Origin of the sequence: Amycolatopsis sp. lyj-84 (assembly GCF_046549075.1) — a bacterium.
Taxonomy (GTDB): domain Bacteria; phylum Actinomycetota; class Actinomycetes; order Mycobacteriales; family Pseudonocardiaceae; genus Amycolatopsis.
The window spans coordinates 149,947-164,403 of record NZ_JAJPWO010000001.1 but is presented as its reverse complement, the minus strand read 5'-3'; the positions used below and the strand labels follow the sequence as shown (position 1 = coordinate 164,403).

Annotated in this window: 13 protein-coding genes; 8 read left to right on the top strand and 5 right to left on the bottom strand. The window is 68.0% G+C overall.

The genetic code is table 11. The features are described 5' to 3' along the window. Positions 1 to 17: 17 nt before the first annotated feature. The gene (locus ACLJRM_RS00815; protein WP_410661905.1) at positions 18 to 1,460 is read left to right on the top strand and encodes a purine-cytosine permease family protein; all 1,443 of its coding nucleotides are present in this window, start codon (positions 18 to 20) and stop codon (positions 1,458 to 1,460) included. On the opposite strand, the gene ACLJRM_RS00810 is transcribed toward ACLJRM_RS00815, so the two are convergent. Then, on the bottom strand, positions 1,457 to 2,272 hold the full coding sequence (locus ACLJRM_RS00810) for an oxidoreductase (RefSeq protein WP_101606622.1): 816 nt from the start codon (positions 2,270 to 2,272) through the stop codon (positions 1,457 to 1,459). The genes ACLJRM_RS00815 and ACLJRM_RS00810 overlap by 4 nt on opposite strands. A gap of 92 nt (positions 2,273 to 2,364) precedes the next feature. Here ACLJRM_RS00810 and ACLJRM_RS00805 point away from each other — a divergent pair, with 92 nt between their 5' ends. Both ACLJRM_RS00805 and ACLJRM_RS00800 read left to right on the top strand, forming a co-directional pair. Next, positions 2,365 to 2,892, top strand: coding sequence for a TetR family transcriptional regulator (locus tag ACLJRM_RS00805; RefSeq protein ID WP_101606621.1), 528 nt, complete (start codon positions 2,365 to 2,367; stop codon positions 2,890 to 2,892). Positions 2,893 to 2,969: 77 nt separating this feature from the next. Next, entirely contained in the window at positions 2,970 to 3,221 is a 252-nt protein-coding gene (locus tag ACLJRM_RS00800) for a hypothetical protein (protein WP_410661904.1), read from the top strand. Between the two features lie 142 nt (positions 3,222 to 3,363). On the opposite strand, the gene dxs is transcribed toward ACLJRM_RS00800, so the two are convergent. Next, positions 3,364 to 5,268, bottom strand: coding sequence for a 1-deoxy-D-xylulose-5-phosphate synthase (gene dxs, locus ACLJRM_RS00795; RefSeq protein WP_101606618.1), 1,905 nt, complete (start codon positions 5,266 to 5,268; stop codon positions 3,364 to 3,366). A 219-nt stretch (positions 5,269 to 5,487) separates the two neighbouring features. On the opposite strand from dxs, the gene ACLJRM_RS00790 reads away from it, so the two are divergent. From ACLJRM_RS00790 to ACLJRM_RS00780, 3 genes are read left to right on the top strand one after another with little or no spacing between them, the layout of a single operon-like run. Beyond that, a complete protein-coding gene (locus ACLJRM_RS00790; RefSeq protein WP_101606617.1) occupies positions 5,488 to 6,972 on the top strand; it encodes an aldehyde dehydrogenase family protein in 1,485 nt (494 codons plus the stop codon). A 15-nt stretch (positions 6,973 to 6,987) separates the two neighbouring features. Continuing rightward, positions 6,988 to 8,499, top strand: coding sequence for an APC family permease (locus ACLJRM_RS00785; RefSeq protein ID WP_101606616.1), 1,512 nt, complete (start codon positions 6,988 to 6,990; stop codon positions 8,497 to 8,499). After that, positions 8,496 to 10,049, top strand: a complete 1,554-nt coding sequence (locus ACLJRM_RS00780; RefSeq protein ID WP_101606615.1) for a GMC family oxidoreductase — start codon at positions 8,496 to 8,498, stop codon at positions 10,047 to 10,049. The genes ACLJRM_RS00785 and ACLJRM_RS00780 overlap by 4 nt, the downstream gene beginning before the upstream one ends. 143 nt (positions 10,050 to 10,192) lie before the next feature. Here ACLJRM_RS00780 and ACLJRM_RS00775 read toward each other — a convergent pair whose 3' ends face one another. Together ACLJRM_RS00775 and ACLJRM_RS00770 are read right to left on the bottom strand one after the other, a co-directional pair. Next, complete coding sequence (locus ACLJRM_RS00775) at positions 10,193 to 10,840, bottom strand: response regulator (RefSeq protein WP_410661903.1); 648 nt, start codon at positions 10,838 to 10,840, stop codon at positions 10,193 to 10,195. Next, a complete protein-coding gene (locus ACLJRM_RS00770; RefSeq protein ID WP_410661902.1) occupies positions 10,837 to 11,988 on the bottom strand; it encodes a sensor histidine kinase in 1,152 nt (383 codons plus the stop codon). Before ACLJRM_RS00770 ends, ACLJRM_RS00775 begins: the two co-directional genes overlap by 4 nt. A gap of 161 nt (positions 11,989 to 12,149) precedes the next feature. Here ACLJRM_RS00770 and ACLJRM_RS00765 point away from each other — a divergent pair, with 161 nt between their 5' ends. Both ACLJRM_RS00765 and ACLJRM_RS00760 read left to right on the top strand, forming a co-directional pair. Next, on the top strand, positions 12,150 to 12,623 hold the full coding sequence (locus ACLJRM_RS00765; RefSeq protein ID WP_410661901.1) for a DUF6326 family protein: 474 nt from the start codon (positions 12,150 to 12,152) through the stop codon (positions 12,621 to 12,623). Positions 12,624 to 12,780: 157 nt separating this feature from the next. Next, the gene (locus ACLJRM_RS00760) at positions 12,781 to 14,034 is read left to right on the top strand and encodes a DUF222 domain-containing protein (RefSeq protein WP_410661900.1); all 1,254 of its coding nucleotides are present in this window, start codon (positions 12,781 to 12,783) and stop codon (positions 14,032 to 14,034) included. Positions 14,035 to 14,097: 63 nt separating this feature from the next. On the opposite strand, the gene ACLJRM_RS00755 is transcribed toward ACLJRM_RS00760, so the two are convergent. Then, the gene (locus ACLJRM_RS00755; protein ID WP_233224235.1) at positions 14,098 to 14,451 is read right to left on the bottom strand and encodes a hypothetical protein; all 354 of its coding nucleotides are present in this window, start codon (positions 14,449 to 14,451) and stop codon (positions 14,098 to 14,100) included. Positions 14,452 to 14,457: the final 6 nt, after the last annotated feature.

Here is a 14,457-nt window from a genome sequence, read left to right as displayed (position 1 = left end):
TGTACCCGGAGGTCCCTATGGGTGACAAGGTCACCGAAGTCGAGCAGCACGGCATCGCGCCGATCCCGCCGGAGGAACAGACGTCGCGGCCTCGCGACCTGTTCCGGATGGCGTTCGGTGGCGCGAACACCTTCGCCACCATCATCCTCGGGACGCTCCCGATCGCCTTCGGCCTGAGCTTCTGGGCGGCGGTGGCGGCCACGGTCGCCGGGGTGGTCGTCGGCGCGCTGGTGCTCTCGCCGATGTCGTTGTTCGGCCCGCTCACCCGGACCAACAACGCGGTCTCCTCCGGCGCGCACTTCGGCGTCGTCGGCCGTTGTGTCGGCTCCTTCCTCTCCCTGCTGACGGCGATCACCTTCTTCGCCATCTCGGTCTGGGTGAGCGGCGACGCCGTCGCCGGTGCGGCACAACGGCTTTTCGGCTTCGACGGCGGCGAAGTGCTGCGCGGCGTCGCGTACGGCGTCATCGCGATCGCCACGCTGGTGGTGTGCATCTACGGCTACCGGTTCATGCTGCTGGTGAACCGGGTCGCGGTCACCCTGGGCACGGCGATCATGCTGCTCGGGATCGTGGCCTACGGCGGCACGTTCGACCCGGGGTTCGCCGGCACCGGCACCTACGCGCTCGGGGACTTCTGGCCGACCTGGATCCTGGCCGCGCTCACCACGATGGCGAACCCGATCTCGTTCGGCGCCTTCCTCGGCGACTGGACGCGCTACATCCCCGCGCGCCACAGCCGCCGTTCCCTGCTGGCCGCGCCGTTCCTGGCGCAGGTGGCGACCTTGCTGCCGTTCGGGTTCGGCATCGCCACCGCGACCCTGGTCGCGGATCCGGCCGACTACATCACCGGCCTGACCGCGATTTCCCCGCTCTGGTACGCGATCCCGCTGATCGTGGTCGCGCTGATCGGCGGGCTGTCCACCGGCACGACGTCGCTCTACGGAACCGGCCTCGACTTCAGCTCGATCTTCGTGAAGCTGAGCCGGGTCCAGGCGACGTTGCTGATCGGCTCGCTCAGCGTCGTGTTCATCTTCGTCGGCAATTTCGTGCTGGACATGGTCTCCAGCATCAACGCCTTCGCCACGCTGATCGTGCTGTGCACGTCGCCGTGGATGGTGATCATGATGATCGGTTTCTTGCTGCGGCGCGGGTTCTACGACCCGGACGACCTCCAGGTGTTCAACCAGGGCCGCAAGGGCGGGCGCTACTGGTTCACCCGCGGCGTGAACTGGCGTGCGATGGCCGCGTGGATCCCGGCGACGACGCTGGGCCTGCTGACCGCCAACACCCCGATGATCGCCGGGCCGTTCAAGGACATCGCGGGCGGCGTGGACGTCAGCATGGTGGTGACGCTCTGCACGGCGGCGATCGCGTATCCCGTGCTGGTCAAGCTCTTCCCCGAGCCGCCGGAGGTCTACTCGTACGCGGAGCCCGTCACGGAACCGGCTGTCGCGGTCTAGGCGAAGCGGCGCAGCACGCCGAGGAACAACGCGTCGAAGGCACGGTCCGGGAGCACCCGGCGCACGAACAGGATCGGCTTCGCCCCGAGTCCCGCGGCGTAGCGGGTCTTCGGGCGCCGGGCCTGGACCGCCTTCAGGATGACGTCGGCGATCACCTTCGGATGGGAGCCGCGCGCGGCCTGGCCGAAGAACTTCGCCAGTGCCTTGGCCTGCGGCGCGTAGGCGGTGTCGCCCGAGGTCTTGAGCAGGTTCTCGACCGCGATGCCGCCCCATTCGGTCTTGATGGCGCCGGGTTCGATCACCACGACGTCGATGCCGAACGGCTTGAGTTCCAGCCGCAGGGAATCGCTCAGGCCTTCGACGGCGAACTTCGTCGAGTGGTACCAGCCGCCGAGCGGTTCGTAGATCTTGCCGCCGATCGACGAGATGTTCACGATCTTCCCCGAGCCCTGGGCCCGCATATGCGGCGTGGTCAGCTGGACGAGCCGCGCGAGGCCGAAGAGGTTGACCTCGAACTGGTACTTCCCCTCCGAGAGCGGCACGTCTTCGAAGGCGCCGTACGAGCCGTAGCCCGCGTTGTTGACCAGGACGTCGATGCGGCCGGTCTCGTCGATGATCCGCTCGACGCCCGCGACCATCGACGCGTCGTCGGTGACGTCCATCGCGAGGATCTTGATCCCGCGTTCGGCGAGCCCCGCCATCCGCTCGACGCGCCGCGCGGCGCCGTAGACCGTGTAGCCCGCTTCCTGCAGCGCGAGGGCGGTGGCTTCGCCGATGCCCGCGGAAGCGCCCGTAACCAGTGCGACCTTCATGTCGATCTCCTTAACTAACCGGTTGGTTGCTAACTCAGGTTGCCACGGGACCGGACTGGCTGTCAACCAACCAGTTAGTTAGACTGGGTCACATGGTCAGGGACAAGGAAGCGACCAAGCGGAAGCTGCTGGACGCGGCGACGACCGAGTTCGCGACGTACGGCATCGCGGGCGCCCGGGTGGATCGCATCGCGAAGAACGCCGGCGCCAACAAGGCGCTGATCTACGCCTATTTCTGCAGCAAGGAATACCTTTTCGAGGTGGTCGTGCAGGAGCAGGTGGACCTCGCGATCAAGTCGGTCCCGATCACTCCCGACGATCTGCCCGGCTACGCGGGACGGCTGTTCGACCGGTATCTGGAGCACCCCGAAGTCCTGCGGCTCATGGGCTGGCTCCGGCTGGAGCAGGGCTTCGACGCGGCGCCGGAGGCCGAAGTCCGGGCGCACGCGGACAAGGTCGCCGCGATCCGGGAAGCCCAGCGCGCCGGATCCGTGCCGGACCACTTCGACGCCGAGGAACTGCTGAGCCTCGTCGTGCACCTGTCGATCCTGGGTTTCTCCTCCCCCGCCGCGACGCGTGACCTCGTCGTCCGGTCGGTCGCCCGGATCACGGGAACCTGACCGGGTTTTCGCGCGACCACTGGGTACACACCTGGGAGGTCGTCTTGCAGCGTCGAACTTTTCTGCGTGCTTCAGCCTTGTCCGCCGGCGTCGCCGCCGGGGTCACCGTGCCCGCCGCCACGGCGGCGTCACCTTTGCGCGTTCAAATCCTGATGTTCGACGGCGTGGAGGAACAGGACTTCATCGCGCCCGTCGAAGTACTCGGGCTGGCCGGGAAACTCACCGGCGGCGCTCTCCAGTCCTCGTGGTGCCGGGCGGCGGCTACAAGGACCGGAACGGTCCGGGCGCGCACCGGCTCAACGCCGATCAGAGTTTCCTGCGTCGCCTGAAGGCTTCGCGGGCGCTTCCGGTCGGGATCTGCACCGGCACGATGGTGCTGTCCGCGGCGGCACTGTCTGGCGGGCCTAGCGCGTGACATGAAAGGCCCGTTACTTGCAAAATTTGCAAGTAACGGGCCTTTCATAGCGCTTGTCAGCGGTGCGTGTCCTCCGGCGCAGGCGTCCGGCTCGCCAGGTTCGCGGACCATTCGGTGACCCGCCGCGCGACGTCCTGCGCGGTGAGCCCGACGCGGGCCAGCACCTCCTCGCGCGAGCCGTGGTCGTGGAACACCTGCGGCACGGCCAGATCCCGCAGCGGCACGTCGCATTCCGCGTCGCGGAACAGCGCGGCCAGCGCGGAACCGAAACCACCGTGACGGCCGCTGTCCTCGACGCTCACGACGAGCTTGTGCTGCTCGGCCAGCGCCACCAGTTCGGCGGGCGCCGGGACGACCCAGCGCGGGTCCACCACGGTCACGCCGATGCCCTGGTCGGCCAGCCTGTCCGCGGCCGCGAGCCCGAGCATCGCGAACGCGCCCACCGCGACCAGCAGGACGTCGGCGTCGCCGGACGGCTTGCGCAGCACGTCCACCACCCCGACGCGTTCGACGGCGGGAACGGAGTCGATCACGCCGCCCTTGGAGAACCGCAGCGCCGTCGGCCCGTCCTCGACGGCGACGGCCTCGCGCAGCTCCTCGCGCAGCGTCCCGGCGTCACGCGGCGCGGCGACCCGCATGCCCGGCACCATGCCCAGCAGCGAGAGGTCCCACATGCCGTGGTGACTCGGCCCGTCCGGCCCGGTGATCCCGGCGCGGTCCAGCACCAGCGTCACCGGCTGGCGGTGCAGCGCGACGTCCATCAGGACCTGGTCGAACGCGCGGTTCAAGAAGGTCGAGTAGACCGCGACGACGGGGTGCTTGCCGCCCATCGCGAGACCGGCGGCCGAGGTCACCGCGTGCTGCTCGGCGATGCCGACGTCGTACCAGCGGTCCGGGTACGCCTCGGCGAACTTGTGCAGCCCGGTCGAGCGCAGCATCGCCGCGGTGATCGCGACGACGTCCTCGCGGTCGGCGCCGATCTTGACCAGTTCGTCGGCGAAGACGCCGGTCCAGCTCGGCCCCTTGACCGGCGGCAGGCCGGTTTCCGGGTCGATCGGGTCGGTCTGGTGCATCTGGTCGGCCTGGTTGGTGACCGCGGGCTCGTAGCCGTGACCCTTCTCGGTGACCACGTGCACGATGACCGCGCCGCCGAAGTCGCGGGCGCTCTGGAACGCCTTCTCCAGCGCGCCGAGGTCGTGCCCGTCGACCGGCCCGAGGTACTTGAGGCCGAGGTCGGAGAACATCATCTGCGGGCTCAGCGCGTCCTTGAGCCCCGCCTTCGCCGCGTGCAGCGCCGCGTAGATCGGCTTGCCGACGATGGGCGTGTGCCGCAGCAGTTCCTTGCCACGGTCCAGTACGCGCTCGTAGCCCGGCTTGAGCCGCAGCGACGCCAAGTGATCCGCGACGCCACCGATGGTCGGCGAGTACGAGCGGCCGTTGTCGTTGATGACGATGACGACCGGTCGCCGCGGGTTCGCGGCGATGTTGTTGAGCGCCTCCCAGCACATGCCGCCGGTCAGCGCGCCGTCGCCGACGACCGCGATCGCGTGCCTGCCGCCACCGCCGAGTTCGAACGCCTTCGCCAGGCCGTCCACATAGGACAGAGCGGTCGAGGCGTGGCTGTTCTCGACGAGGTCGTGCTCGCTCTCGCAGCGCGCCGGGTAGCCGGTGAGGCCGCCGAGCTGGCGCAGCTTGCCGAAGCCGTCGTGCCTGCCGGTGACGATCTTGTGCACGTAGGCCTGGTGACCCACGTCCCACACGATGGCGTCGTTCGGCGAGTCGAAGACCCGGTGCAACGCCATCGTCAGCTCGACCACACCCAGGTTCGGGCCGAGGTGACCACCGGCGAGCCGCACCTTCTCGACCAGGAAGTCGCGGATCTCCGCGGCCAGCTCGCCGAGCTGTTCCTGGTCCATCCGCTTCAAGTCGGCCGGTCCGTGCACGGACTCGAGCAACGTCACTCTCCCACCTCGCCTGGTTCCTCATTCCGCCGTTCCAGCCAGTCTACGGAGGGCGCCTGAGAGTCTTCCGTCCCCCGCGTCACGGGTCACATGTCAGAAAATCACCACACGGCACCCGACGGTGTGAACATGGTCTCTTTTGCCAAGTAGCGGTCACGTCGGGTGGCCGCGATAATCGCTGATCGACGGTTGAGCAGGAGCCGGTTTCGGAGGGGCTTGATGGCGGACTTTTTCATCGGCGGCGAGTGGGTCGACGCGATCGGCGGTGGTCGCAGGGAGATCCGCTGCCCCGCTGACGGGTCGCTGGTCGCGGAAGTCGCCGAAGGCACCCGTGAGGACACCGAAGCGGCGATCGCCGCCGCGAGGAAGGCCTTCGACACCGGCCCTTGGCCGAACACCCCCGCCCCCGAACGCGGTGACCTGCTGCTGAAGGTCGCGGACCTGCTCGACCGCGACGCCGAGGCCTTCGCCCGAGCCGAGTCGCTCGACACCGGGAAACGGCTGGTGGAGAGCAAGTACGACATGGCCGACATCGCCGCGTGCCTGCGCTACTTCGGCAAACTCGCCGCCAACGACGCGGGCCGGGTGGTCGACACCGGCAACCCGGACGCGTTCAGCCGGATCGTGCACGAGCCGGTCGGCGTCTGCGGGCTGATCACGCCGTGGAACTACCCGCTCCTGCAGACCATCTGGAAGGTGGCCCCCGCGCTCGCGGCGGGCAACACCTTCGTCCTCAAACCCAGCGAACTGACGCCGCACACCTGCATGATGCTGATGAATCTGCTGACCGAGGCCGGGCTGCCCGGCGGCGTCGCGAACCTGGTGCTCGGCGCCGGCGCGCAGGCCGGGGCGCCCCTTTCGGAGCATCCGGATGTCGATCTCGTCTCGTTCACCGGCGGCCTCGCGACCGGGAAGATCATCGCCGCGTCCGCCGCCGCGACGATCAAGAAGGTCGCGCTGGAACTGGGCGGCAAGAACCCGAACGTCGTCTTCGCCGACTCGGACTTCGATACCGCCGTCGACTACGCGCTGACCGCGGTGTTCCTGCACTCCGGTCAGGTCTGCTCGGCGGGCGCGCGGCTGATCGTCCAAGAGGAGTGGCACGACAGGTTCGTCGACGAACTCGTCCGCCGTGCCGAACTGATCCGACTGGGTGGACCTTTCGACCCGAAGGCTGAAACCGGTCCGCTGATCTCGGCCGCCCATTTGGAAAAGATCGAACGGTACGTCGCCGCGGCTCTCGAAGAGGGCGCCGTCCTGCGCACCGGTGGCAAACGCCCCGACGATCGCGAACTCGCGAAGGGGCACTACTACCTGCCGACCATCCTCGACAACGTGAAGCAGGGCAGCAGCGCCGTCGTCGACGAGTCGTTCGGCCCGGTGCTCACCGTCGAGACCTTCACCGACGAGGACGACGCCGTCCGCATCGCCAACGACACCCACTACGGCCTCGCGGGCGCCGTCTTCACCTCGGACGCCTCCCGCGCGCAGCGGGTCGCGAACCGGCTGCGGCACGGCACGATCTGGATCAACGACTTCCACCCGTATCTGCCGCAGGCGGAATGGGGCGGCTACAAGCAATCCGGTTTCGGGCGCGAGCTGGGCCCGACGGGGCTGGCCGAGTACGTGGAGGCGAAGCACATCTACCAGAACCTCCGGCCCGAACCACAGCGCTGGTTCTCAGGGGAGTCAGCGTCCAACTAAAGACGGGAAGTGCCGATGAGTAATCCTTCCGACGACGGCCTCGCCGGTTTCGGCTACAAACAGGAACTCGAAAGAACGCTCGGCAATTTCCACACCTTCGCCGCCGGGATCAGCTACATCTCGATCCTGACGGGCACCTTCCAGCTGTTCTACTTCGGCTTCAGCTTCGGCGGGCCCGCCTACTGGTGGTCATGGCCGATGGTGTTCGTCGGCCAGCTGATGGTGGCGCTGTCGTTCGCCGAACTGGCCGCGCACTACCCGGTCGCGGGCTCGATCTACAACTGGTCGAAACGGCTCGGCAGCCCGCATGTGGCCTGGATGGCCGGGTGGATGATGCTGACCGCCTCGATCGTCAGCATCGCCGCCGTCGCGCTGGCGTACCAGATCACGCTCCCCCAGATCTCGTCGTTCTTCTCGTTCTCCGGCGACAGCGCGGTGAACGCGGTCATCCTCGGCACCATCCTGATCCTGTTCACCACGCTGGTGAACGCGTGGGGCGTCAAGCTGATGGCGCGGATCAACAGCGCCGGGGTGTTCATCGAACTGGTCGCCGCGGTCCTGCTGATCATCGCGCTCGCGGTGAACATCACGCGCGGCCCCGAGGTCGTCATGCAGACCAACAACACCGGCGCCGACCAGCCGTGGGGCTATTTCGGGGCGTTCCTGGTCGCCTCGCTCGCGTCGACCTACGTCATGTACGGCTTCGACACGGCCAGCTCGCTCGGCGAGGAATCCCACGATCCGCGCAAGAACGCGCCCAAGGCGATCCTGCGGGCGCTGATCGCGTCGTTCGTCATCGGCGGGCTGATCCTGATCCTGGCGCTGATGGCCGTCGGTGACATCAACAACCCGGAGATCGCCACGGGCGGGCTGCAGTTCATCGTGAAGGACGTCCTCGGCAGCACGATCGGCACGATCTTCCTGCTGGCGGTCGTCATCGCCATCACGGTGTGCAACCTGGCCGTGCAGTCGGCGTCGATCCGGATGATGTTCGCGATGGGCCGGGACAACAACCTGCCCGCGGGAAAGCACCTGGCGCGAGTGTCGCCGAAGACGAAGACGCCGGTGGTCCCCGCGATCGTGTCCGGCGTCATCGCGGTGCTGATCCTGGTGGTCAACGTCGGCCAGCCGCAGATCTTCACGGTGATCACCAGCATCGGCATCATCATGATCTACCTGGCGTACCTGCTGGTCACCATCCCGATGCTGGTCAAGCGTTTCCGCGGCCAGTGGCCGCCGCCCAAGGCCGAGGGCACCAAGTACTTCTCGCTCGGCAAACTGGGCCTGCCGGTCAACATCCTCGGCGTGCTGTGGGGCGGCGCGATCGTGGTGAACCTGGCGTGGCCGCGGCGCGAGGTCTACAACGCGACCGAGCCCTACCACTGGTACCTCGAATGGGGGGCCGTGCTGTTCGTCGGCGCGGTGGCGGTCGTCGGTTTCGCGTATTACTGGTTCGTCCTGCGGCACAAGAGCGGCGTCCTGGCCGATCACGCCGCGGAAGCACATCCCGAGGAGGCAGCACAGTGACCGGAGAGTTCGACTACATCGTCGTCGGCGGCGGGACGGCGGGTTCGGTGGTCGCGGCGAGACTCTCGGAAGACCCGGACGTCACCGTGGCCCTCCTGGAAGCCGGACCGTCCGATGTGGACGACCCGGCGGTGCTGGAACTGACGAAGTGGATGGCCCTGCTGGAATCCGGCTACGACTGGGACTACCTGGTCGAACCGCAGGACTCCGGGAACTCCTTCCTGCGCCACGCCCGCGCGCGGGTGCTCGGCGGCTGCTCGTCGCACAACTCGTGCATCGCGTTCTGGGCACCGGCTGAAGACCTCGACGAATGGGCCTCGCTCGGCCTGCCCGGCTGGTCCGCCAAGGACATTTTCCCGCTGTACAAGCGTCTTGAGACCAACGACGGCCCCGGCGACCACCACGGCCGCTCGGGCCCGGTGACCATCCGCTCGGTGCCGCCGAACGACCCGACCGGCGTCGCGCTGCTGCAGGCGTGCGAGCAGGCAGGCATCCCGAGGACGGAATTCAACTCGGGCAAGACCGTCACGCACGGCGCGAACTGGTTCCAGATCAACGCGCGCGAAGACGGCACGCGGTCGTCGGCGTCGGTGTCCTACCTGCACCCGATCATCGGCAAGCGGCCGAACCTGGAGATCATCACCGGCGCCCGCGTCCGGCGGCTGCTGTTCGACGGCAAACGCTGCACCGGCGCGGAATACCTGGCCGACGACCTGATCCACGGCGTCAAGCTGCGCGCGCGCCGCGAGGTCATCCTGTCGTCGGGCGCGATCGACACCCCGAAACTCCTGATGCTGTCGGGAATCGGCCCGGCCGCGCATCTGCGCGAGGTCGGCGTGGACGTGCTGGTGGACTCCCCCGGCGTCGGCGAGAACCTGCAGGATCACCCCGAAGGCGTCATCCAGTGGGACGCGCTGCAACCGATGACCACCGAATCCACGCAATGGTGGGAAATCGGCATCTTCACCAGCACGGAGGAAGGCCTCGACCGGCCGGACCTGATGTTCCACTACGGCTCCGTGCCGTTCGACATGAACACCCTCCGGCAGGGTTATCCCACCACGGAGAACGGCTTCTGCCTGACCCCGAACGTCACCCGGTCGCGCTCGACCGGGACCGTGCGGCTGCGCAGCCGTGACTACCGGGACAAGCCGAAGGTGGATCCGCGCTACTTCACCGACGAGCACGACATGCGCGTGATGACCTACGGCATCAAACTGGCCCGCAAGATCGCCGAACAACCCGCCCTGGACGAATGGGCGGGCACGGAACTCGCGCCCGGAAGGGACGTCAAGACCGACGACGAGATCGCGGACTACCTGCGCAAGACGCACAACACGGTCTATCACCCCGCGTGCACCGCGAAAATGGGCGGCGACGACGACCCGCTGGCCGTGCTGGACGCGCGGCTGCGGGTGCGCGGCGTCGAAGGCCTGCGGGTCGCCGACGGTTCGGCGATGCCGTTCCTGGTCGCGGTGAACCCGTGCATCACGACGATGGCGATCGGCGAGAAGTGCGCGGACCTGCTGAAGGAGGATGCGCGCGCTTAAAGGTGCTTGAGAAGGCCCCCTGGCTTCGGCCCGGGGGCCTTCTCTTTGCCCGAAAACCGGTGGAGCGGTCCCGCCGGTGCCTTCACTTTCACGCTGAAACGGTGAGGCTGGGACTCGGGCTCGGCGGCGGAGCCTTTGCGAGGTCAGACGCGGCCGGTCTCGTGGGCCCACATGGCGACCTCGACGCGGTTTCTGGCGCCGAGCTTGCGCATGAGGCTGGCGAGGTGGGCTTTGACGGTGCTCGGGGTGATATAGAGCTCGCCGGCGATCTCATTGTTGGTGCGGCCCCGGGCTACCGGCACGAGGACTTCCTCCTCACGGGCGGTGAGCGGTTCCATCGGTTGCCTCGGCCGTGGGGTCTTCGCGTGGGCGAACACTTCCAGCAGCCGGACGGTCACGCTGGGCGCGATCAGTGCGTCTCCGTCAGCGGCGGCGTGGATGGCCTGGGTCAGCAGGGCGGGTCCGGCGTCCTTGAGCAGAAACCCACGGGCGCCGGCTTTGAGCGCCCCGTGGACGTACTCGTCGAGGTCGAAGGTGGTGATGACCACGATCGGCAGAGGGTCGGTGACGTCGGGGCCGGCGAGGCGCCGGGTGGCTTCGATGCCGTCCATCAGCGGCATTCGGACGTCGAACAGGCCGACGTCGGGGCGCAGCTGGAGCGCCAAGCGGACCGCCTCGCGCCCGTCGGCGGCCGCGCCGACCACTTCGATGCCGGGTTGGGCGTCGAGCAGCATGGTCAGCCCGGTGCGCACGATGGGCTGGTCGTCGGCGATGAGGACCCTGATGCTCATCGTGGCGTCCCGGTTCGAGGCAGGACGGCCTCCACCCGCCAGCCCCGCTCAGCGGCGGGGCCCGCGTGGAAGGTGCCGCCGAGCAGTGAGACGCGTTCGCGCATGCCCACCAGGCCGTAGCCCGCCGGGGCGCGGCCGCCGGCGGCGGAGCCGTCGTCGTCGATGGTCAGCCGTATCCGGTCTGCGTCGCCGGTGACGGCGACGGTGACCTGGGTCGCGTGACGGGCGTGCCGTCGAGCGTTGGTGATGGACTCTTGGGCCAGGCGGTAGATCGCGGCCCCGACCGCCGGGCTGAGGTCGTCGAGCTCGCCGAACAGCGTCACCTCGACGCAGGGACCCGTCTGGCCGTCGGTGGCGAGCTGCTCGACCTCGGCCACGCCGGGCTGCGGCGCGAACCCGGTGTCCTGCGTGGCGCGGAGCACGCCGACGAGAGCGCGCAGCTCGGTGAGGGTGCGGGTCGCCGCGTCCTCGATGACGGCCAGGGCCTCGACGGCACGCTCGGGGTGGGAGGCCGCGATGGCGCGTCCTGCTTGGGCCTGGATGGCGATGCCCGAGACGTGGTGGGCGACGGTGTCGTGGAGCTCGCGAGCGAGCTGTTCGCGTTCGCGGGACTTGGCTTGGTCGACGTCGCGGATGCGGATCTTCGCGCGATAGCGGATCGCGGTGCCGAGCGCGGCGGCGAACAGGAAGAACGCATATCCCGCGATCGCCTCCGCCCGGGTGGTGGTGTCGGCGCCGAGGGTGATGATGACGGCCAGCCAGAGCAGGATGACGCCGAGGCCGCTCGTGGCTTCCCTGCCGGAGCCCCACCGGAACAAGGCGTAGGCCAGGATCAGCACCGCGATGCTGCTGTTCAGCAGGGCACCTTGCGACCCGGTGAGAACTCTGACGATGTCGACGATCGTCAACGTGCCGAAGGAGACCGCGACCGCGACCAGCGGGTGCGTACGTCGCCACAGCAGGGGGCCGAGCACCGCGAGCACCGCGATGAGCAGCAGCGGGCTTGGCGCCAGGTCCTGGCGAAGCACCACTTCCACCACCGACCAGCAGATCAGTACTGCGACCAAAGCCCAGTCCCGCGGCCCCCGGCCCGGGGCATTCACAGGTCGAGGTTCGGCCCACAGCGAGCGAAGCGCGTTGGTGGCCATCTGATCAGCCTAGGCAGCCCGCGTGCTCGGTGCCTCCGCCGAAAGTACAAGAACCCGGCTGTGCCAACGGCCAGGTCGAACCAGGCTCCGCGGCCGATGTGCCCGCCGACGGCGTCCGTGAAGGTGAAAGCACCCACCCGAACAAGCCAAGGAGCATCGTGATGAGAACGCCTCGATCCCGCACCGAACCGGAGAACGCGCCGTCCCAGAACACGCTGGAAGATCTGCGCATGCCCGTGCGAGTCAGACTCGCGGCAGCATGGACCAGCTTCATGTTCCTCTACATCTACGTCGACTACCTCGCCCTGTACAAGCCCGGCTTCCTCGACGGCCTCCTGGCCGGCGTCGTCCACAAGTTCGAGACCGGCCCGACCTTCGTCACCATCGCGCTCACGCTCATGGCCGTCCCGATCCTCATGATCCTGCTCTCCGCGACACTGCCCGCCCGTGTCAACCGCGCCATCAACCTCGTCGTCGCAACGCTCTACATCCCCGTCTCGATGTTCAACGCGACAGGGGAGACTTGGACTTACTCCTACTTCTATGGCATCTCCATCGGACTCGAGGTGCTGCTCCTGGCCTTCATCCTGCGCTCCGCCTGGACCTGGCCACACCGCACGCCGCAGCAGGCGTGACAGCTTGTCCGCCACCACCTGGCGAAGACGAGCTGAATGAGAAACTGTGCGTCACAATGTCTTTCGCGCCGATTCACCCTCTAGTGGTCAATGTGCAATAAGCATTGTCGCTTAAAATTACGAACAATTGTTCGGTGGATTTCGGTATTGTGGAGGGGTGTCCGAGACCCTCATACCCGAACTGCCGCAAGAGTTGTGGCGCGCCGGCAAGCTGGAGCTTGCCCACGGCGTGACGCATCTGCTGCAGGTGATGAGGGTCGCCTCGGCCGGGCTGGGGAAATACCTGGCCGAGGTCGAAACGCGGGGCGCGGAAGACTTGTACGGCTACGGGAGTGCGTCACGCTGGTTCGCTGACGTGGCCCGGATTTCCCACGGTGACGCGCAGGACGTGGTGAATCGGGCGCTGGCGCTCAACCCCGTCCCGGAGGCCGGTGGCGCGGGAACGGTGTTCGCGCCCGCGACAGCCGCCGCGGCCGAGGACGGCGCGCTCGCCGAGCAGCACATCGACCTCATCCTCGGCTTTCTCCGCAAGATCCCGTCCGACGTGCCCACGGACGAGCGCGACGGCGCGGAAAAGATCCTCGCCGACCTCGCCCGGAAGGCCGGGCCGAAAGAGATCACCGAAGCCGGTGCCGACCTGCTCGCCCATCTGGACCCGGACGGGAACGAACCGAAGGATCCCGAACCCGCCCCGCCGCGGCGTGAGGTGTTCGTCGAACGCCGCAAAGACGGCTTCTGGAAACTGTCCGGGCTGCTCGATCCCGAGACCGGGGCCCGCACCGCGGCCGCGCTCGACGCCCACGCCGGACGACGCCCGGTCGACGAGTTCGGCCAGGCCGACCACCGGACCCTGCCCCAACGCCGCGGCGACGCCTGGGCCGACCTGATCGACCTCGCCATCGCCTGCCCCGACCAGCCCGGCACTTCCGGGTACCGCACCCTCGTGCACGTCACCATCGGCCTCGAGGAACTGAAGACCGGTATCGGGAACGCCTGTTTGGACTTCGTCGGCACCATCACCGCCCGCGAAGCCCGCCTCGCCGCCTGCGACTGCCTGATGATCCCCGTCGTGCTCAGCGCCGCCGGTGAGCCGCTCGACGTCGGGCGGATGAGACGGTTCGTCACCCCCGGCCAGCGCCGGGCGTTGAACATCCGCGATGGGGGCTGCGCCTTCCCCGGGTGTCATCGGGCGCCGAAACACTGCCACGCCCATCACATTCAGCACTGGGCGGACGGCGGACCCACCGACCTGCGCAATCTCGTGCTGCTCTGCTCGTTCCATCACCGGCTCATCCACCACGACGACTGGCAAGTCCGAATGGCACCCGATGGCATACCGGAATTCGTGCCACCCCAATATCTGGATCCGCTACGACAACCACGGCGCAACACCCTGCACCGCGTCACCTGACAGCAGAACCGAGGAGCCCGTCGGCCACACCGGCGACGGGCCCCTCGGCATGCCCACGGTCCTTTAGGGAATCGAATCCGAAATAACAGCCGGTGTACCGCGGTCCCCGGAGATCTGGTTCAGCGCCCAGACCTGGCCGAACTCGGCCAGCGCGGGCCCCGACCAGTAGGCCCCTATGCTCACGCCCTTCCACAGCGGCATCTTCGGCCCGCTCAGAGTTCCGTGGCTGACCTGGACCTGGACGGCGCCCTCGCCCCAGGTGAAGACGAAATGGGCGTACATGAAAACCCACGCCTGCCTGCCCAGAAGATCCCGGGTGAGCACCGGCCCGTCCGACACGTAGGGCGCCGTGTAGATGACCTGTTTCCGGCCGCTCCGGTAGCTGACCTCCTGTGTGGCGATACCGGGCGGAAGCATCGAGGG